Source organism: Priestia endophytica (assembly GCF_026790145.1).
Classification (GTDB): Bacteria; Bacillota; Bacilli; order Bacillales; family Bacillaceae_H; genus Bacillus_I; species Bacillus_I endophytica_A.
In genome coordinates, this window is record NZ_JALAMS010000034.1 from 45159 (window position 1) to 66514 (window position 21356).

Sequence of the window (21356 nt, forward strand, 5' to 3'; positions counted from 1 at the left end):
CTTCATTATCCAATTTGAATCGTTCTCTCTTTGTTTTGCAACGTAGCCAATATACTTAATGCAGCTAAATAACTTGTTTTTAGATTATTTGGCATTGGATCATTCTCAATTTCAAGCTTAAAGTTTCCAAACGAACCCCACGCTTCAATAAGATGATTATTTTTCACGACATTTGGGTCAGCAATAATGGTGACTTTGGTGTTTTCAACACCAAGACCAGCTAAAGATAATACAATCGCAACATTAATATTTCTCGGAAACTGCTTAATGGCTTCCGCTGCAGAGCCTTCAAATAAAACCGTTTCTTTTTCTAATGAAACAGCTTCTGTCAAGGCACTTGGTGGTTTTCTCGTTGTAAGAGATACAGACTTAAGCCCGTTCACAGCTTTTGCGGATTTAAGGATATCAAGTCCTCCAATTGCTCCAGAAGGAAGAAAGACCCTTACCTTGTTTTTTCGACAAAATTCTCCTGCTTTTTCTTCAAAAGTAGCATTTGCCATAACTCCTATGCTACTTAATAACAAATCTTTTCCACCTTCAAGTACTTTCAATGCATACTCTTCAGCAGCTTCAATGGTTGCTACCTCAATGACTAAATCGACGTCAGAGTTAAGAAATGATTCAACATCAGGATAAAACTCTGCACCAAATGCTTTAGCTAGTTGAGATGTACTTTCTTTACGACGTGTATAAATTGAACTAATCTTCCCACCAGGGAGAAGCTCATCCTTATTTATGGCCTGAAGCAGAAATTTACCGATATTCCCACATCCAATTAACCCTAATTTCATGTTCTTTCATCCTTCCTTAATTAGCAAAACCATAGGAGTCTGTGAAAAATTCCAGTCCGCAATGTCTTGTTTCCCGAGAAACACCGCTTTCTTTTAAACCTGGAAAATCAAGAGCCAAATCGTTAAAAATAGTATGATTGTTATGGAAAACAGCTCCTGCTTCAAGACGATCAGCTATCTCAATAGCTAATTCTTCGTTTTCCGTCCACACAGAAGCTCGCAGACCAAATTTGCTATCATTCGCTAACTTTATAGCTTCATCAACAGTAGTGAAAGGCAAAATAGGGATAACTGGTCCAAACTGCTCGTCCTGCACGACCTCGCTTTTTTGATTTACTCCTGTAACAATAGAAGGAAGCATATAATAACCTTTATCCCATGTTTCTGGATTAAGTTGAATACCAGCAGTGACCACTTCTGCACCTGAACGAGCTGTACGTTCAATCAACTCACTCACATAATCAAACTGTGCTTTATTATTTAATGGCCCCATTGTTACATCCGGTTGTATCCCATCACCTACAACAACTCGTTCAAATTCTTTTGTTAATTTTTTCACAACCTCATCATAACGTGATTTGTGGACATAGACTCGTTTAATAGCTGAGCATACTTGGCCTGCTGCTCGTAAAATACCTGTTTTGAGACGTTTGATTGCTTCTTCATCAAGGTTAGCATCGGCCAAAATAATGGCTGGATCATTTCCCCCTAGTTCCATATATACTTTTTGGAGGTTTTCAGCAGAATTCTTCATAATATCTTTTCCTGTTGTTGTGCTGCCGACAAAAGCGACGGTACGAACACGGGAATCAGAGCAAAGGGTGTCACCAATTACTTTTCCTGAACCTGTTACAATATTAATGACGCCTGGGGGGAAATGTTCGGCAACTACTTTTAAACAGCTCATAATTGTTAAGGGACAATTCGTAGCGGGTTTTACAACAACCGTATTACCAGATAAAACGGCTGGGATAACTCGTTTAAATGTTAAAATCATAGGAGAATTCCAAGGGGTAATCACGGCTGTAACGCCTCTTGCCCGCCGTCTAATTTGGACTTTTTGGGTTCCTGTAAGTACTTCTGGGTTCCACCAGTTAAGCAGTTCTGCTGCTCCACCTTTCATAATTTCAACACAACGTAATAAATCTTTCTTAGCTTCTACAAGTGCTTTGCCATTTTCCCTCACAAACAAGGTGACATTTTCTTCGATGATATTCGCTAGTTTTTCTGCCGCTTTGTTCATTAGAGCGGATCTGTCTTCTACATTAGAGCGAGACCACATTTTATAAGCTTTCTCTGCCGCTTCTATTGCTTCATTTACCATTTCCTTAGAACATAGTGCAACTTCCCCGACTACTTCTGACGTGTTTGCAGGATTGATGACATTAGCTGTTTCTCTTATTTCTTTCCATTCTCCGTTAATAAGATATTTTCCCGAAATAACTGGATATGTCGAAATCATTTTTATGTCCCCCTTTATAGTTTTTTTGGTTTAAATGCTTCCGCTGCTCCTGGGGGTCCGCCGAACGGCTTTGCCATTGGTCCAACAGCTTCCATATCAACTACAATCATTGAAGGGTTACGTCTTTCTTGTGCCTTCTTTAGTTCGTTGACAAATTCATCTCCAGAACCAATTCTCACCGCATCAAAGTGCATGGACTGAGCAAGCTTCACAAAGTCTGGGCTTAGTAAATCAACAGCTACTTGACGTCCATATGCAGCTTCTTGAATATTACGAAGAACTCCGTACCCTGAGTCATCAAATAATACAATAATAAGAGGTAGCTTTTCTTCTGCTGCAGTCACCATCTCTCCAACATTGAGCATAAAGCCTCCGTCTCCAGCCATCAGCACAACTGTTTGATCTTGACAGCCTATTTGTGCACCAATTGCTGTTGGAAGGCCTTGACCAATTCCACCTCCTGATGCATGAATAGAAGTTCTTGGTTCATAAATTTCAAATAAACGACTTCCCCAAACATTTGCCTGTACAGTTACATCTCGAACTAGAATCGTATCTCGTGGCAATATGTCTCTCATTCCATCTACAAATTGCTCATATGGTCCAAGCGTTTTGCGAAGGTTGCCACGAACTTCATTTCTAAGAGAATCTATTTCTTCTATATAAGTAGAAACTGGGGCAATCGATTTTTCTTCAAGTTTTTGAATAAGAGCTTTTAACATTTCTTTCGCATCGCCAACTAATCCAAATGTTGCTTTATAGTTGCGGTTAATTGCTTGAAGATCCGCATCGATTGCGATATGTTCTTCTGGCACTACCGCTTTCCAATTCGATGTTTCATTGCCTCTAAATCGCACTCCTACACTAATTAACAAATCTGCATTTCGTAAAAACTCTCTTGTGGACTCATATGCCATAAAATGTCCTATGCATTGCTTATGGTCTTCTGGAATTGAACCTTTTCCTGATTGACTTGTTATCACTGCGGCCCCAAGTATCTCTGCTAATTTTTGTAATTCTTTTGAAGCATTAGCAGAAATGACACCACCACCTGCCCAAATTACCGGTCGGCTTGCTTCTATAATTTTTGTCACGGCTTGTTCGGGAATTAATGCTGCTAATGATGTTTTAGACGCTACAAGCTGTACTTCCTCAATAGAAAGATCTTCAATAATTGCTGATTGAAAGTCGATAGGGATTTCTAGAGATACAGGCCCCATAGGTGCAGTTAGAGCTTCTTTAATGACCTTTCTCACTACTGAAGCTGTTTGCTCAGGATTTCTAAGCTGAACAGCCTTTTTACATGCACCGCTCATCATTGAAAGTTGATCTTTACATTCATGTATGTAGCCTCTCCCTGTACCAAGATACGTAGAGGCTACTTCACCAGTAAGATGAAGTAGTGGAACACCCGCAGACCATGCTTCTACTAATGAACCAGCCGCATTTCCTGCCCCTGTTCCTGTGCTTGTAATTATTACACCTAACTTCCCAGTCGCGCGAGCATAACCATCTGCCATATTAACGGCACCACTCTCCCCACGCGAACAAATCAGTTTAATGCTTCCCTCTCTAAGAATGGCATCATAGATAGGCATATTATGAATACTGACTACACCAAAAGCAGCTTCTACGCCTGCTCGTACTAATTCTTTTACAATGGCATCAGCAGTTGTAAACTCTATTATTTCTTGTTTTTTCATTTTCATATCCTACCTTTATTGAGTGATATAATTAAAGGGCTTTGCCAATTGCTCCTGCAGTTTCAATTGTTGAACCAGCTACATAACTTGCTTTATCTGAACCGAGAAACACAATCACACTAGCAACCTCTTCTGCCTCCCCAACACGACCGAGTGGAATATTTCGTTTTTCTGCAAGCTCACTGTAATATCTTTCCGGATCCATATTAGGCGCATTTTTTAACCTTCTGCGTTCCCATTGATCCGTCCGAATTAATCCGAGGCTAACGGAATTTACTAAAATGTTGTCTGTGGCCAGTTCTTGAGAAAGCGTTTTACTTAAATTTAAAAGACCAGCTCGGGTAGCGGCTGTAGCAATCATATGACGCTCAGGTTCTTTAGCTAGTGTAGCGTTAATATTAATAATCCGTCCTCCACCTCTTTTAACAAGATGTGGATGAGCTGCACGAACTGCATAGATGATAGCGAAATACTTTAATTGAATTTGTTCTTCCCACTGTTCATCCGTGATATCGAAAAAGTAACCCATCACACTTTGTCCCGCTGCATTTACTAATATATCGATTCCACCAAATCTTTCAGCTGCACCGTTAATAAATGAATCAACGTCTGATTTCGAAGTAACATCACAAGTTAATGTGTAAATATCTTCTTTATCGCCATATAAAAGCAATTGACTTTTTGCCTTTTCCAGGCGTTCTTTGTTCCTTCCACAAATCGCTACTTTTGCTCCTTCGTTCAAAAACATTTCTGCAGCTTTTAATCCGACACCAGATGTGCCACCCATAATAACAGCTACTTTTTCTTTTAAACCTAAGTCCATCTCATCATTTCCTTTCATAAGCAGCTTCTCTCTAAACGTTATATTGTTGGAAAATGAACAAGATGCGAAGTCTTACTTACAACTATAACGTCTTGTTTAGATGATAATAAGGTGAAACATTTTTCTAAATTGTTTCTTTATCAATCCTATTTTTTAGTTATTCTTTTCGTTTCATTAACGAACGTCAACTGTTTCATCTACCCATCCTGGATCCGGCTCTCCCTTCATTGCTTTACGGGCTTCGGGTTTTGGTGGCCCTGCAATTCCCCACTGATCCATTAAATGAGGCACACGTTTCCATACACGTGCTCTCCACTCAGACTCATCTTCAATTGTCTCAAGATAGCACGTATACTCCATAACGAAACCACCTGGATCTTGAAAATAGCAGAAGATGTTATCTCCTGGTCCATGACGTCCAGGTCCCCATAGCTCTTCTAGTCCTGCTTTTCGAACGTTGCTTATACCACGCATTAGTTCATCAACTGAATCCACCTCATAAGCAATATGATTAACTGAAGCATGTTCATCTTGATTGAATGCAATGGAATGATGTTTTCTATTGCATCGTAAGAAAGACATTTGATGCTCGCTCCAATCTGTTACTTTAAAGCCAAGTACATTAGTATAAAATTCTACAATCATATCTAGGTCTTTTGTGTTCATCACAACATGATTTAACTTCACAGGATCTACATTTTTCTTATTCCAAGTAGACGTTTGAACTTCCACCCAAGCTGAAAGTTCTATTACACGGTTTTCCGGATCTACAAATTGAAGGCCATATCCAGCTCCTGCTTCATCTAAATAACCTGGTTCTTTGATAATACGTACACCTTTTGATGTTAATATTTCAGCTGCCTGATCGACGGCATTCTTATCGACCATTCCAAATGAAATGTGGTGTAACCCGCGCTTTTCTCCTTTATGAAGGCTTACAATGTGATGTTCTGGTCCTGCACCGCGAAAGTAAACTGTATTTTTTTCTTCTGGAACATCCACTCTATCCAAACCCCAAACCTTCTCGTAAAAATTAGCTTGTTCATCAAAATTTGGAGTAATCATACTGATATGTCGCAAATGAGTAATTCCAAGCACTATTTATCCCTCCTACTAGATGGATTCCCCTTCATAGAAAGCGCTATCATTTATCATTCTACTTAAAAGGAGTACTGCATTATTTTCATAATGCAGCCCTTCCTCCTCTACTTCTCTCATTAATCTTTAATAATAGCTTCTCTTTCTTTAGCACGTTGTTTACGGAGTTCCTCAAGTTCGCTACCTTCTGGATATGTTGGTAGATTCGGTTTTACCGCTCCAAGCATAACAAGCATACGTGCCTCTTCTTTTCCATCGTTTCTAATGCCGCGATATACTCCTGGCGGGCTGCTAATGCAGTCTCTCGCACTTAGTTTAATTTCATGCACCTCACTGTCGCTATCTTCCTGAATCAATGCTGTAACTTCTCCCTCAAGGATAAAGAACACTTCTTCTACATCGTCGTGGAGATGTAATGGTCCAATACACCCTGGAGGAAGAACCATTGTACTTAGAGTAAAATGTTCTGCTGTAATAACATTTGAATCATTATTAGCTGTAGCGCCGCGCCCGATATACCTCATTTGTGCACGTCTATAAGCTGGATCAATCTCTTCTTGGAACTTTAACACATTCCAATCAAGTGTACGATCTTGCAAGCGAGCCACATATTTCTTTTCAAATTCTTTCACGGAAAAAGTTGCTTTTGTCATTTTAAAAATCCTCCCTTTATTAGCTATATATAAAACTCTATTTTGTTTTATATATAAAACTATGTTTTATCTTTGAATTAATTCTAAAATGAAAATATTCCATTGTCAACAAAATTTTCAGATAATTTAAAATTTTGTTTAGATAAATCATTTTTGTAAAAAAATCTAAGTAGCTAGTTTAAACTGTTAAAATACAACCAAGCAGCTTATCATCTCTAACAAGCATAAAAAATCCATCTAGAAAGTTGCTCTTCAACCTTCTAGATGGATTTACGAACTGATAAATATGCAAAAAGTGCACAAAGCTCGTGATCGTGAAATCTTCATGCATACATAAATTTATCTTCTTTTAAACAAAACAAGTGTGATTCCTCTTAACAATTGAGGATTCACACTTGTTGAATAAACGATTATAGCACCGTTTTACTTCCACTGTAGCCCATATAATCTGATAGTAAGTGAGCCACTTCAAGCAATTTTGGCAATGCAACTTTATCAATAAAGTCTTCCTGGTAAACCGATTCTACTGCTACGACATTTAAAGCAGCTACAACTTTCCCTGTCCGGTCAAAAATTGGCGCTGCAACAGAGTAGATATCAGGAAGGAATTCCCCACTTGTTATCGCATATCCTTTTTGACGAATAGATTCCAAATGCTGCTGAAGCTCACCTGGGACTGTTGGAGTTTTATCCGTATAAGGAGTAAGATTTGAAATATGAAACATTTCCGTTACTCTCTCTTTCGGTTCATATGCAAGTAGTAATTTTCCATTGGCTGTTGCATGAGCTGGGAGCCGTAAGCCAATATTCACATTAACAACAGATATTCCTCTAATCGGAGCACTTCCTACATATACAACTTCCTGTCCATCCAAAATGGATAAATGACAAGAGGCACCGATTTCATCACGTAATGTTTCCATATAAGGCTGAGCAATCTCTGGGAATTTTAAACTGTTTAAATAACTAAAACCTAATTCAAGTACTTTTGGCGTTAGACTATAACGCTTTGTATTTTCATCTTGGGCTAGATAACCTAGGTTTTGAAGTGTAAATAACAAACGATATGGGACCGTTCTGCTTACGCCCAAGTGTTTCGCTATTTCTGAAAGCGACAAACTAGGCTGCTCTTCATTGAAAAGCTTTATAATTTCTAACCCTCTTGTTAATGCGTTGGCGCTATATTTTTCTTTCTCTACGCTTGCCATTTAAGTACCCCTCCTGTTGTTTATTATTCTAACTTTCTGACACCTTAAGCTTATATAGAAGTAAACTACCTTTACCTTTCTTTCTCTAAAAAAGGTAAAAGCACCCCTGACAGCCTCTTTTTATCAGACCATCTATTGTCACTATAAATAAAAGTAAAAACTAAGTGCCTCTAACTTCAATATGCTTTAGTTAATCATTTTTCAAAAGGTTTATATTAAAGAGTTATGTACAACATTTCTAGTTTTCTTTGCTTAAACCTCTATTTAACCTCTGATTATACAATAATTTCATAGTTAATCGTTCATATCCAAAACATTATTTATATGTAAATTATAGGTTTTTATAAGTTTGAATTCAACACGAATAAACAAGAATCCTTAACAACTTATGGATTCCTTACAGTCTTAATATTATTTTTTGTAATTACAAGAAATGAAGTTTTCGATGACATGAATTTATGTAAAAATAGGATTTCTTAAAATATTGAATTTTCAAAATATTAAATTGACAAATGATTTTGGTTATTTTATTGTTAAAAAATAAAAACAAAGTTTTATAAGTAAAACACAAATGGTATTTCTACTTATCGTGTTTTCATAGAAAAGTAAAGAATGAGGAGAATTATTAATTTTGCTGAAGAGAATAAATCTTTCTTTAGTGAATTCCCCTCTATTCATTTGCTTTTCGCTTTATATCATAAGGAATTTAATATTTAATAGGGAGAGGATAAGATGTTACAGGGACAAAAAAGATGGTTGTATATTATCGTACCCGTTTTCTTTTTTTGGTTCTTCGGACAAATTGACAAAGTTGGGATTTCTGTCATTCAAACAGACCCCGAATTTTTAGATGCACTTGGGATAACAGGTGAAAATAAAAATGCAAAAATTGGCCTCCTTTCATTTGTCTTTACTATTGCATATGGGGTGTCAAATCTCTTTTGGGGCTTCATTATCGACAAATTAGGTGCACGAAAAACTGCTATTGCCGGATTATGTGTTTGGACGCTTACTATGATTTCGTCAGGTCTCAGTACTTCATATGAAATGTTTTTAATAAGCCGAATTATTCTTGGTTTTGGAGAAGGAATGATGATCCCTGTATCTGGTAAGTTTATTTCTGCATGGTTTAATAAAATTGAATTAGGACGTGCTCAGGCATCATGGCTTACAGGAAACTATTTAGGGCCTGCTATTGGATCTGTTGTACTTGTACTCGTTATTTCATCATTTCACTGGCAGGCAGCTTTCTTTATGTTAGCAGCCTTTAACTTATTTATTAATATCCCCATGTTTATCTTCCTGACAAGAAATACACCAGAAGAACACCCGGGAGTTAGTAAAGATGAACTAGCTTTTATCCGTCAGTCAGATTATGAGAAAGAAGAAAAAATAACCGAGAATAAAAATTTTGCTCAAGATTACCGTTTCTGGCTTGTCTGGATTGGGATGCTAGTAAATTCTTTTCTCTTCTTCGGAATCAGCATTTGGCTCCCTACATATCTCATAGAAGCCAAAGGATTTGAGCAAGAAGGCATGTCAAGTATTACTTCACTTTCCTGGTTATTTGCGCTTGGGTTTGTTTTAGCATGTGGTTTTCTTGCCGATAAAACAAATCGGCCAAGTTTAATGGCAACCATTTTATTTTCAATGACAGCCGGATTTTTAACACTAGCTGTTTTTATCCCTAATCCAATTTTAGCGGGAGTTTGTATGGGACTTGCAATGGGCTGTCAAGGAGGTGTTTTCCATCTAAGTAATATGCTAATAGTAAAATATTCAACACCTAAAACAGCTGGACGGGCAGCTGGTTTGTTAGGTTTTGCAAATATTATGGGCGGCTTTTCAAGCTATATTATGGGATGGCTTCGTGACCTATCAGATGGTGACTTCAGTATATCAATTGCTATGTTAATTTTTGCATCTCTTCTAGGTGTAAGCGCTTACGCATTTACTATTAAGAAAGAATCTACTGAACTTCATGAAAATTACGTGCCTATTCAAAAAACGAATGGTCCTGACTCTAAAACTCTTTAATAGCACTACAGAAACTTCATAGTCTTCACAATGACAAATCATATCCAACATAAAATGAGCCCCTTTTTTAATAACACAATCATTATTATAGATACCTTATTCGTCTAACCTTTCATATTTTTAAAATTTCATCTTTTCCTCTTTTAACTGTTTAATAGTTAATCATTAGACTCTTATTATGTCTAATAATAGGTAAGAGGTAGAATGACGAACAGCCAAGGCTATTTTGAAAAAGCACTTGGCTTGCTAGGTATCACTAGATTTATCTACATGAAAGGCAACCTCCTTTATTCTTGAATAAACGAACTGATGTAAATATATTAGGAGGTAATGAACTGTGCTATTTCGTTTTACATTCTTTTTATGTATATAAAGCAGCTAAAAGTAAATACTGTAACTGTTATAAATGAAAAAGGAGGCTGTCAACATGGATGCACAAAGAGCACAAGAAATTTCTAATTCAACGAACATGGCTAATATAATGTATAATGGAAAAAATGTTTATATTGAACATGTAGATCAAGAAAATGGAACAGCTACAATTCATAATATTGATGAACCAAATAATAAACAAAGTGTTTCTATATCAGATTTAACAGAACAATAATTTAGTTAAAAAAGATATATAAGACAATGTGTTTCTTTTAAAAGACTCCTTAATAAGGAGTCTTTTCAGAGCGTAGACAAGCCCCATCCTAATCTAAAGTTAGGATGGGGCTTGTTTGTGTATCTGACAAAAGACTCTGTTGATTAGGCTAGACATGTTTCTCACCATGTGCAATTAATCATTTAAGAGTAAATTGGCCTCTATATGAAAGCATTTACGATATCTTCTGTCTTTAGTTCTAATAATTTCTTCAGAAATTGTATAGTTTTCTTAGTACCTTCGTTTTCTTCCATATTAGGATTGTTTTGTTCAAATTCAGTAAGAATTTGAGTAATTGCTGTTTTATAACCTGTTGTTTTGATAAACCATTCACCTAAAAGTTGCTTAGTAGCTTCTCGTTCTTCTTCATTTTTAACAGCAAATAAACTTTCCATCTCAGGTTCTTTTAATGTAATTGAACTGAGATTTTCGTCCATAACAATCCAAAAAGAATTTTTTTGATGTTCATAATGATGCTCATAATGTTTGTGTTCTTTTAATAACAAATAATCAATTTCAAGCTTAACCCCATAAAAAGGATTATTTACAGTTGGAATAAGAAGTTCTTTAATATTAACGTTCTTTACAAGGTCCACATATAGTTCTACACCATGTGTAGTTTGAATTCCTTTAGCATCTAACAAACTCATCACACTGACCCCCAGTCATATCAAAATAAAATACCCATTTAATTAAATTAATTTAATTTTTAACTGCTTTTTCCCAATCAGCTGCAAATTTTTCAATTCCTTGCTCAGTTAAAGGATGCTTCACTAATTGCTCAATGACAGCATAAGGGATTGTTGCAATATGAGCTCCTGCAAGTGCCACACGCGTGACATGATCAGGATGCCTTACAGATGCAGCAATAATTTGAGAATCTATATTTTGAACTCGGAATAATTCGGCAATTTTAGATACTAAATATACTCCATTTTCAGAGATATCATCTAGGCGTCCTAAGAATGGAGAAACATAAGTTGCACCAGCACGAGCTGCCAAAAGAGCTTGGTTCACTGTAAAAATAAGGGTTACGTTTGTTTTTACCCCCTTCTTAGAAAGATAACGTGTCGCCTCTAATCCCTCTAATGTCATAGGAAGTTTAATGGTTATCTTTTTATCTCCATTGTTAATTTTAATTAATTCTTCAGCTTGAGCAATCATTTCTTCGGCTGTAACAGCATCTGGAGTTACCTCTGCAGAAACGGATTCAACCTCTGGTACTACTTGACAAATTTCTTCAATACGGTCTTCGAATTTTATACCTTCTTTTGCAACTAAAGATGGGTTCGTTGTCACCCCAGATAAAATACCGATTTTGTATGATTTTTTAATATCCTCAAGGTTTGCAGTATCAATAAAAAATTTCATAATTTCATTCCTCCATTATTTTAAAATTCATATGGGTATATCTTTTTATTTTTTTTCTACAGCATGTCCGCCAAATTCGTTTCGGAGAGCTGCTACAACTTTTCCTGTAAATGTGTCGTTTTCTAACGAGCGATAGCGCATTAATAGAGACATCGCAATAACTGGAGTAGCTGTCTGCAAATCTAAAGCTGTTTCAACTGTCCATTTTCCTTCACCTGAAGAATGCATAATACCTCTAATACCATCCAACTTGGCATCTTTAGAAAAGGAATTTTCTGTTAGTTCCATAAGCCATGAGCGAATAACCGATCCATTATTCCATACTCTTGCTACTCCTTCATAGTTATAATCAAATTCACTTTTTTCTAACACTTCAAATCCTTCACCAATTGCTGCCATCATTCCATATTCAATACCATTATGAACCATTTTCAAGAAATGCCCACTTCCCGCTTTTCCTGCATAAAAATATCCATTTTCTACAGCCGTATCACGGAATATAGGTTCGACCAAATCCCATGCTTCAGGATCTCCACCAATCATATAACAAGCCCCATAACGAGCCCCTTCTATTCCCCCTGAAGTTCCCACATCCATAAAATGAATTCCTTTTTCTTTTAACTGATTATAACGATTAATAGATTCTTTATAGTGAGAGTTACCTGCTTCGATTACAATATCCCCTTTTTCTAACAGAGGCGTAATTTCATCAATAACTGAATCCACAACAATATGGGGAATCATCATCCAAAGAACTCTAGGTGTTTCCAATGAGTGAATGAGTTCCTTTAAACTAGATGTACCTGTACCTCCATACTTTCTCATTTCTTCAACAGCATCTGTATTTACATCAAATGCTACAACCTGGTGACGTTGGTCTAGTAGATTTTGACCTAAATTTATACCCATTTTCCCTAAACCAATTAACCCAATTTTCATCATGATTGCCTCCTACCATTAATATTTAGCTAAATAAAAATTGTTATTTTCCACTTAACGGTCTGGCTTTTTCTATCTTCAAATACTTGGTATAGAAAAGTTGTTGTGCTTCTTGTCTTTACATGATTTTGATTTAGGCATGTATTATACTTTTATTAATGTGAAGAATATTTTCAAATAATTCGCCCATAAAGCATATGTCATAGGCGTACCACCAATAGAAATCCAAGATAACCAGATTTCTCCTCATTAACAGTATCGGTAGATAAAGTTCGAATGGTATTTATAGCAAGTGTTTCAATGTTAGTATTCATAGATATTATTCCTTCCTAACAACTTTCTTATTTTGTTTTAAAGCGGTCAAACTAATTTTTACGTTCCGAGTATTCTTCATCAAACCACCATTTGAACCCGTTCTCTTCTAGTAAACGATTAGCTTCATCTGGGCCATGGGAACCTGATGAGTATGAATAAAGAGGCAAAAGATTTTCTTCAAAGGCTTCTAGTATTGGCTGAATCCATTCCCAAGCTAATTCAACTTCTTTCCAATGAGCAAAGAAGGTGGAATCACCTGTTAAAGCATCGAAAATTAGACGTTCATAAGCTTCAGGTGCCCCTTTTTGATCTGCTGCAAACTCCACTCTAACCGGTTCGATTTTTCCATTTTTTAATGGGTTTTTACTATTCAACTGTAAGGCTACATTTTCATGTGGGTTAATTTCAATAATTAAGAGATTTGGTTCAACTATCTCATCCTGATTTTCGTACAGATCTTTTAAGTAGTTTTTAAATTCAATGACAATTCGAGTTGACTTATCCTTCATTCTTTTTCCAGTCCGAATGTAAAAAGGTACTCCATTCCAAAAGGAATTATCAATCCATAAGCGTGCAGCTACAAATGTATCATTTTGAGAAGAAGAATCAATTTTAGGTTCATCGGTATATTTCACAACTGGTTGACCATGAATTTCACCTGCATCATATTGACCTCGGATAATATGCAGACCTACATCTTCTTTCTTTATCGAACGAAGTGAATCCATCACTTTCCTCTTTTCATCACGGATTTCGTGTGAACTAAGTTTTTTAGGAAGATGCATAGCAGTCATCATTACGAGTTGTAGCATGTGATTTTGAACCATATCCCGAATTGCGCCTGTTTGATCATAATAATCAGCTCTTTTTTCTACTCCGACCGTCTCACTTGCTGTAATCTGAACATTAGCAATATGTTGGTTATTCCATAATGATTGAAGAATAGGATTGGCAAATTCTAAAGCCTCCAAGTTTTGAACCATCGATTTTCCAAGATAATGATCAATTCGATAAATTTCATCTTCTTTGAAGGCTTGACTTAATTTTTCGTTTAAGTCTTGCGCAGATGCCAAATCATGCCCAAATGGTTTTTCAATAATGAGACGCTTCCACCCTTTTGTAGAACCTAATCCACTTTCTTTGATGTTTAATGCAATAAGATCGAAAAAATCTGGTGCTACCGATAAATAGAACATCCGATTTTCCGGAATCCTTAGTTCTTCTTCACGTCGTTGAACAAGCTCTAATAAATCTGCATAATCTTTATTATTTGTCGCATCTAAGGCTTTGTAACAGAAAGAGCTTATAAAATCCTCTATTTTTGAATGATTATTTATCAATCGTCGAGAAAAGGTTTCTACTGATTGTCTCACCTGATTTTGAAAATCTATATCAGACATTTCTTCTATACCTGACCCAATAATAGAAATAGATGGAGGTATTTTCTCATCTAAAAACAAATTATATAGAGCAGGAAAAATTTTTCTTTTAGCCAAATCCCCTGTCGCTCCAAATAAAACAAAAGTCATCGAGTCCATTCCACAATCCTCCTTTTAATGAAATTATTTATTTGGTTTTTTACATTAACTGCAAAGAACTATATCTAATTTTGATTCCGTTTAAATATTTCTTTATTGATTTCACTAGAAACGATTTCATGAGAAGATACCCATAACCGATAAACAAACCCCCCTTGTTTTTAGGAAGTTTTCCCACTTTGAAAAGTTTGTCCTTTTGTTTTATCAATTATGTACATGATAGTAAGAAGGACAAATGATATCAGCAAAACAAGACAATGCTTCTTCCCCTTTCTAGGCTTAAAATGTTCTATAAGAAGCAGAAGATTTATTTCTTACTGAACTAAAGGATATTAATGTAAACAAGTAGCAAAAAAGGACCTTCAACTGAAGATCCTTTTTTCCCTACTAAATATTTTATGATTTAATTCTGCTTATTTACTATTTATCATAATGACAAGCTTTTCTTAGATAGATACCATTTGAATGTAAGCTTAACGTCTAAAACCATCCGCGTATTGTTTAGGAATTTCAGTTTCTTTGTTTAATTTTTTCGATGCTTCTAATGCCCAGTAAGGATTTCTTAACATGCCTCGGCCAATAGCAATAAGGTCTGCTTCCTCATTTCCAATCACTGCGTTAGCAAGTGTTGGTTCATCTAATCTTCCTACAGCAATAACAGGAACATTAAGCGCTTTTTTTATTTCTCTTGCAAGAGGCACTTGGTATCCTGCGTGTGTTCCAGGACGTCCCCCTGCCCCGATTGGACCTTCTCCACCTGAAGAGATGTCAAAGATATCAACGCCTTCTTCTTGATATTTTTTCGCAAATTCGATGCTTTCTTCGATATCATACCCATCTTCTACATATTCTTTTGCAGAAATACGCATTATTAATGGCATATCTTCTGGCATTTCCTCTTTAGCTGCGCGAAGAACTTCACGACCAAACTTCGTTAAATCTTGTCCATACTCATCGTCACGTTTGTTTGTTAATGGAGAATGGAATTGATGAATTAAGTAGCCATGAGCACCATGAATTTCAATCGCATCAACGCCTGCTTTCACTGCACGTTGTACCGCTTTACGGAACTTTTCGACCATCTCTTTTACTTCTTCAGTTGAAAATGCACGAGGTTGTTTATAATTTTCATCAAAAGCAATGGCCGACGGTGCTACAGGAACTTCTGCATCTTCTGCTTTACGTCCTGCGTGGGCAATTTGGATGCCTACTTTCGCTCCGTATTTGTGACAAGCATCTACAATGCGTTTGAGTGCTGGAATTTGATCATCAGACCATAAACCTAAGTCGTAATCTGAAATTCGTCCGTCTGGTTCTACATCTGTCATTTCAATTATAATAAATCCAGCTCCACCAATTGCCCGACTTACATAATGTAGATAATGAAAGTCTGTCGCAATTCCATCTTTCGCATTTACTGAATATTGACACATGGGAGGCATAACAATACGGTTTTTCATCTCCAGCCCTTTTAGTTTATAAGGCGCAAATAAATCGTTCATTCTAAAAACTCCTTTATCATTTTTTTCTGCTTTAATGAACACCCAAAACAAATGGAAAGTGAAAAATCTTCTCCACATCTGACATCAGCGATCATCTTTTGGACTATTTATTGTCCATACGTTTTAATATGCATGTGCACGCATTTAAATTACCATCTCTATCATGCATCTATCAAATGATATTTCATCATTCAATATAGTTCAAAGACCAACCTATATAAATACCGCTAATGTTAAAAGTGATGAATTCAATATGCATGCGCACGCATATAATTTACCATCTTATTTTTCTTCTGTCAAACGTTAATTCTACATAAACTTTAGTAGAAATTCATGTATCACTATAACGATTAAGTTAATACTTAAATATTAAGAATTTCCATTCAATATAAAGTAAAATGGGCAGGAGATAGAATCAAGAACATCCTCATATTTATTTCTATCTTCTTATACCCATATCCTTTATTATTGAAATTTGTTTAGGAACGATTGCCACTCACTCTGCATTTTTCCTTCTGCTAAGATGGATTGAAGGATTTCTTCAAAAGTAGCTAAAGCTTTGTTTAATTTTTCTTCCCCTAGCGGTGTTAACCGAGTATAAATACCTCGACGGTCATCTTCACATAGGTGTCTCTCTAATGCTCCACAGCTTTTTGCTTCCATTCTTCCAACTAACCTTGAAATCGCACTTTGACTCAATCCAACCATCTCTTGCAACTGCTGAAGTCTTAATTGCTTATCATCTGTCTGTGATAAAAAATAAAGAACATAAAACTCTTTTAATGATAGACTGTATTGTTCCTCTAGCGCACGTTCTAATGTATTTGCAATGTTTGTTTGTACATTAATGATGGATAGCCAATTATCTAGAAGATTATGTCTTTGATTGCCCTCCATACAAACCCCTCCTGTTTTATCTAAATCATTTGTTAGCTCACTGAACTACATAATAGTTACTATAATAGCATATAACTTACACTCATTATTAATATTTTATTTTACTAAGTCAAATTTATAGAAATAATCGAGAGCTATTAATATGATCATGTTTAGCTTACTAAAATATGCTGTCTTCCCTAAATATACATTTTTGAACAACGTTTTTCTATCGTACATAAAGTGAAGTAACATGCTCAAGATGGGCGAGAATGAGATTGATTATAATATAAAAGCCGATTCCCCTCTGTTAAGGAATCAGCTTTTTAAGAAAGGATAACTTATAGACGACCTATATTTCAAATTCTTTAATTTTTGCATTAGGTCTTAAAATTTCTTCTTGATTAAACTCTTTTAATTGTTCACCATTTCTTACTTTTCGAACCCAATCTTGGTTAGCAAGCGCTCCTTTTCTTTATATCGATTTAGTTAACATAATAATTTTATAGGAAACTATAATGTATGGGGATTTTATTATTTCTTAAAGTACGGTTCTTTCAAAAGTTGATTTACCTTATTTACATTCTCCACCATACTGAAGATGAATGTGATATCTCTCCTGTTAATTCAATAGTTTCTCCAATCTTAGGAACTACCATATTCACGCCCTCCTTTTGTGCTTCTATTAAGGCTCGTTCTACAGGTTCCGTCCAAGGATGAAAAGCAAGCGTAAAAGCTCCCCAATGGATTAACATCATCCGCTTTCCACCTACATCGATATTAGCTTGCACAGATTCTTCAGGCTTCATATGAATATCAGACCAGCGTTGATCATATTGGCCACCTTCCATTAAGGTCATATCAAACGGTCCATATTTTTTTCCTATTTCTTTAAAATGTTCATCATATCCCCCGTCTCCACTCGTATAAAAACGTGTTTTTTGTCCAAGAACGACCCATCCTCCCCATAGAGTCGTGTTTCGATTAAAAACTCCTCTTCCTGAAAAGTGTTTTGATGGTGTTAGCGCTACTGTTAAGCCCTTGAACTCCCTTTCCTCCCACCAATTCAGTTCAGTGATTTTTTCTTTGACAATGCCCCATCGAAGAAGGTGTGGGCTAACACCGAGAGGAACAAAGAAATGTTCCACTTTATTCTTTAACTTTCGGATTGACGGATAATCAAGATGGTCATAATGGTCATGAGTAAGAAGGACAGCATCAATACGAGGTAATCTCTCAATAATTGTTAATGTATCTTGGCTATAACGTTTACTTCCTACAAACGAAACTGGTGAAGCCACGGAACCTAACATTGGATCGACGAGCAGTTTCTTACCATCAATACTAAGTAAAAAAGCAGAGTGACCAAACCAAGTTAAACTATCTTTTTCACTGTTGACTTTATTCCAATCAACCTCAACAATAGGGAGGTTTCGATTCGGTTTGCGCTCTTCTCTATTCCTAAAAGAATCTTTAAGCATAGAGAACATATCACCAACACCCATATTCTCATTCGTTGGTACTAAATTCATAAATCTTCCATTTTGATAATTATTGAGGCTACTATAATTATCCTTTTGTTCTTTCTTTACACTTCCTCCAAATACAGGATGAAAGTTGATAAATGATACAATGGCCAGACATAATACAAGTAAAACAGCGATTAAATAAATCATCACTAGTTCCCCATTCCTTTCAACTTTAGCTATGTATTTTTTGAAGATGTCTCTTGCTTCTATTAGTATACTCTTATTCTTGTAAATTCAGAAAATAAAAAAGCCTAACAACCATCATAAAGAGGTGTTAGACTTTTTATTTCTATACGCTCAATTTAGTTAAATGAAATTTCTGACTTTTAAACTTGTTGATTCTCATTTTTTGAAGCGCTTACAAATATAGCATTCGTTTCTTTATATTTTTGGTTCTTACACCTTTTTAAAATTACGCTCAATTTGTTCTAATGATAGTCCTCTTGTTTCTGGCAAAAACTTAGCAATCACGGTTAAACCGATAATACCAAAAACAGCAAATACGAAAAATGTTACGGAAATTCCTACCCCGCTAAGTAAAACAGGGAAAAACAATCCAACTAAGAAGTTTGCAAGCCATAAACATAAAACAGCAATTCCCATGCCAAGACCACGTAAGCGAATAGGGAAAATTTCAGAAAGCATTAACCATGTTAATGGGCCAACTGCCCCTTGATAAAAAGCTAAATAAACAACTGTTAAAGATAATGTGATATATGGCAGTATTGAAGATCCTTCAAGGATAATAGAAGAAATACCAATCAAAATAAGAGATAGAGTTACGCCTGTTAAGCCAACTAGAAACATTGTACGTCTATTTACTTTATTCATCAACGACATCCCAATAATGCATGCAATAACCGCAATCAATCCATTAGCTACATTGCCAATTAAAGCTGCTTTTGTTCCAAAACCGGAATCTTGAAGGATTTTGGTTCCATAGTACATAATAGAGTTTATACCTGTAAATTGTGAAATGACACCAATGCCAATCCCAAGGAATACAATACGGCGAATCCATGGCGTATTTAAATCTTTGAATCTAATCTTTTCTATTTTTCGCTCTTCTTCAATATATCGATTAATATCATTCAATTCTTGTTGTGCATGCCCTTCTTTACGAATTTTTTGAAGGACTTGCAGTGCATCTCCTAGTTTCCCTTTTGCTGCTAACCAGCGCGGACTTTCAGGTAGAACGGCTACTCCAATCCATAAGGCAATGGCTGGTAATGCAGCAATAACTAACATATAGCGCCATACATGCCCTGTGTCTCCAAAAGCATTTCCAATAACAGCGTTAATTACAAAAGCAAGAAACTGTCCTGTTACAATCATCAATTCGTTTTGAGTTACCATTCTACCACGCCTATCGGCAGGAGACATTTCAGCAAGATATGATGGAACAATAACAGAAGCGCCACCAACAGCTAGGCCTAATAGAAAACGAAAAAATACAATGACAGCTAAATTTGGTGAAAATACACAACCAAGTGTAGAAAAGAAGAAAAGAATGGAAAGATACATAAGGCTTTTGCGGCGTCCTTTATTATCTGATAAACGACCACCAAAGAGTGAACCAAAAGCAGCCCCTAATACTAAAGAACTTGCTACTATTCCCTCAGTAAAAGCTGTAAGATTTAACTGATCAGGTTGGGCCATAAAAGGAAGTGCTCCATTTACAACTCCTGTATCATATCCAAACAATAACCCCCCAAAAGTCGATACAATAATGACTAATGTTAAAAACTTTCGAGGATCTTTTTTCTCAGGAACTTTTACTTGAATTGATTCCTCGGAAACCTTGACATTTCGCATAGTTAAAATCCCCTTTTAGTAATATTGATTTTATCTATCTCTTTATCTCGTTAGCAGTCGTAAATGCGCTTCTACATATCCCCTTTTTAAAGCTAATATTTATTTTAAACATGTAATAGGTATAGGAAGGAGCCTATTTCATAGGCTCCGATACATTAACTCATGCCCATAACTTTTAAGTATTCTCTCGTTCTTTTCGCAATCGGGAACGGTTTGTCAAATGGGGCAGGATACATATCCTGTTCTACAATTGCCCAACCTTTGAAGTCAATGCTTTCTAACACTTCTACAAATGCTTTCATATCAACAACACCTAATTCTGGCTCACACATAATATCATTGCTTACTGCTTTAGCGAACGGCCAATTTTCTCTCTGCATTTTTTCTCGTATTTTTAAATCACAACTCTTTACATGTAAGTAAGGTATTCTTTTGTGGTGTTTTTTCATAAATGCCACAGGATCTCCATCTGCATAGGCATGATGACCTGTATCAAGGCAGAGATTAATATCCGTATCATCTAAAAGACGCTCGATTTGTTCTTCTGTTTCGATATGACTTTGAGCATGTGGGTGGAATACAACTTCTAGGCCATGCTGTATTTTTGCATAATCGCGTATCTTCAGAATGTTATTTACAAAATTACTCCACTGAGCCTCGTTCAATGTTCGCGGTCTTACTAGTTCACCTGTAAAAAGGTCTGTGTAGCAGTCATCAATTAAAACAACATATTTTGCACTTTCAAATCGGAGCTGAAGTTTAGCCATCTCATCTAGTAGATCCATCATCTCTCTTGTTTTTTCTTCAGACATAAGATCTCCTACAAGTGTTGTTGCCGTCAATTCGAGATTCCTTTTTTCAAGTTCATTTTTTAACTTCTCATACTCATTCGGAAGATATCCCCATGGCCCTAATTCAATACCTTGATATCCTGATTCCGCCATTTCATTCATACATCTTTCCCAATCAATTTGCTTCTCGTTTTCTGGAAACCATACTCCCCAAGAATCTGGTGCTGTACCAACTTTAACTTCCATTTTATTTCTCCTC

Annotated in this window: 18 protein-coding genes; 2 read left to right on the plus strand and 16 right to left on the minus strand. The window is 36.0% G+C overall.

What is annotated here, in order from left to right; translation table 11 throughout:
* Positions 1–5 precede the first annotated feature (5 nt).
* The 7 genes from nadX to MOC86_RS21330 form a co-directional block, all read right to left on the minus strand.
* Positions 6–791, minus strand: coding sequence for an aspartate dehydrogenase (gene nadX, locus MOC86_RS21300; RefSeq protein WP_268585990.1), 786 nt, complete (start codon positions 789–791; stop codon positions 6–8).
* Between the two features lie 16 nt (positions 792–807).
* Complete coding sequence (locus tag MOC86_RS21305) at positions 808–2253, minus strand: aldehyde dehydrogenase family protein (protein ID WP_268585991.1); 1446 nt, start codon at positions 2251–2253, stop codon at positions 808–810.
* Positions 2254–2267: 14 nt separating this feature from the next.
* On the minus strand, positions 2268–3956 hold the full coding sequence (locus MOC86_RS21310; RefSeq protein ID WP_268585992.1) for a thiamine pyrophosphate-binding protein: 1689 nt from the start codon (positions 3954–3956) through the stop codon (positions 2268–2270).
* A 31-nt stretch (positions 3957–3987) separates the two neighbouring features.
* A complete protein-coding gene (locus MOC86_RS21315) occupies positions 3988–4797 on the minus strand; it encodes an SDR family oxidoreductase (protein ID WP_268585993.1) in 810 nt (269 codons plus the stop codon).
* A gap of 156 nt (positions 4798–4953) precedes the next feature.
* Complete coding sequence (locus MOC86_RS21320; RefSeq protein WP_268585994.1) at positions 4954–5877, minus strand: VOC family protein; 924 nt, start codon at positions 5875–5877, stop codon at positions 4954–4956.
* 119 nt (positions 5878–5996) lie between these two features.
* Positions 5997–6530: a cupin domain-containing protein gene (locus MOC86_RS21325; RefSeq protein ID WP_268585995.1), complete on the minus strand. Its 534-nt coding sequence runs from the start codon at positions 6528–6530 to the stop codon at positions 5997–5999.
* A 410-nt stretch (positions 6531–6940) separates the two neighbouring features.
* Positions 6941–7738, minus strand: a complete 798-nt coding sequence (locus MOC86_RS21330) for an IclR family transcriptional regulator (protein ID WP_268585996.1) — start codon at positions 7736–7738, stop codon at positions 6941–6943.
* A 732-nt stretch (positions 7739–8470) separates the two neighbouring features.
* Between MOC86_RS21330 and MOC86_RS21335 the strand changes: the two genes are divergently transcribed.
* Positions 8471–9775: an MFS transporter gene (locus MOC86_RS21335; protein ID WP_268585997.1), complete on the plus strand. Its 1305-nt coding sequence runs from the start codon at positions 8471–8473 to the stop codon at positions 9773–9775.
* 427 nt (positions 9776–10202) lie between these two features.
* Complete coding sequence (locus MOC86_RS21340) at positions 10203–10382, plus strand: small acid-soluble spore protein H (protein WP_019391006.1); 180 nt, start codon at positions 10203–10205, stop codon at positions 10380–10382.
* Between the two features lie 200 nt (positions 10383–10582).
* On the opposite strand, the gene MOC86_RS21345 is transcribed toward MOC86_RS21340, so the two are convergent.
* The 9 genes from MOC86_RS21345 to MOC86_RS21390 form a co-directional block, all read right to left on the minus strand.
* Entirely contained in the window at positions 10583–11071 is a 489-nt protein-coding gene (locus MOC86_RS21345) for a hypothetical protein (RefSeq protein ID WP_268585998.1), read from the minus strand.
* A 52-nt stretch (positions 11072–11123) separates the two neighbouring features.
* Entirely contained in the window at positions 11124–11792 is a 669-nt protein-coding gene (gene fsa / locus MOC86_RS21350; protein ID WP_268585999.1) for a fructose-6-phosphate aldolase, read from the minus strand.
* Between the two features lie 45 nt (positions 11793–11837).
* Complete coding sequence (gene gnd / locus MOC86_RS21355) at positions 11838–12731, minus strand: phosphogluconate dehydrogenase (NAD(+)-dependent, decarboxylating) (RefSeq protein WP_268586000.1); 894 nt, start codon at positions 12729–12731, stop codon at positions 11838–11840.
* Positions 12732–13096: 365 nt separating this feature from the next.
* Positions 13097–14584, minus strand: a complete 1488-nt coding sequence (gene zwf, locus MOC86_RS21360) for a glucose-6-phosphate dehydrogenase (protein ID WP_268586001.1) — start codon at positions 14582–14584, stop codon at positions 13097–13099.
* 473 nt (positions 14585–15057) lie between these two features.
* A complete protein-coding gene (locus MOC86_RS21365) occupies positions 15058–16086 on the minus strand; it encodes an NADH:flavin oxidoreductase/NADH oxidase (RefSeq protein ID WP_268586002.1) in 1029 nt (342 codons plus the stop codon).
* A 465-nt stretch (positions 16087–16551) separates the two neighbouring features.
* Complete coding sequence (locus tag MOC86_RS21370) at positions 16552–16983, minus strand: MarR family winged helix-turn-helix transcriptional regulator (RefSeq protein WP_019391000.1); 432 nt, start codon at positions 16981–16983, stop codon at positions 16552–16554.
* 557 nt (positions 16984–17540) lie between these two features.
* The gene (locus MOC86_RS21380; protein WP_268586003.1) at positions 17541–18638 is read right to left on the minus strand and encodes an MBL fold metallo-hydrolase; all 1098 of its coding nucleotides are present in this window, start codon (positions 18636–18638) and stop codon (positions 17541–17543) included.
* Between the two features lie 249 nt (positions 18639–18887).
* Positions 18888–20306, minus strand: a complete 1419-nt coding sequence (locus tag MOC86_RS21385; protein WP_243520081.1) for a sugar porter family MFS transporter — start codon at positions 20304–20306, stop codon at positions 18888–18890.
* Positions 20307–20461: 155 nt separating this feature from the next.
* On the minus strand, positions 20462–21343 hold the full coding sequence (locus MOC86_RS21390; RefSeq protein ID WP_268586005.1) for a sugar phosphate isomerase/epimerase family protein: 882 nt from the start codon (positions 21341–21343) through the stop codon (positions 20462–20464).
* Positions 21344–21356 lie beyond the last annotated feature (13 nt).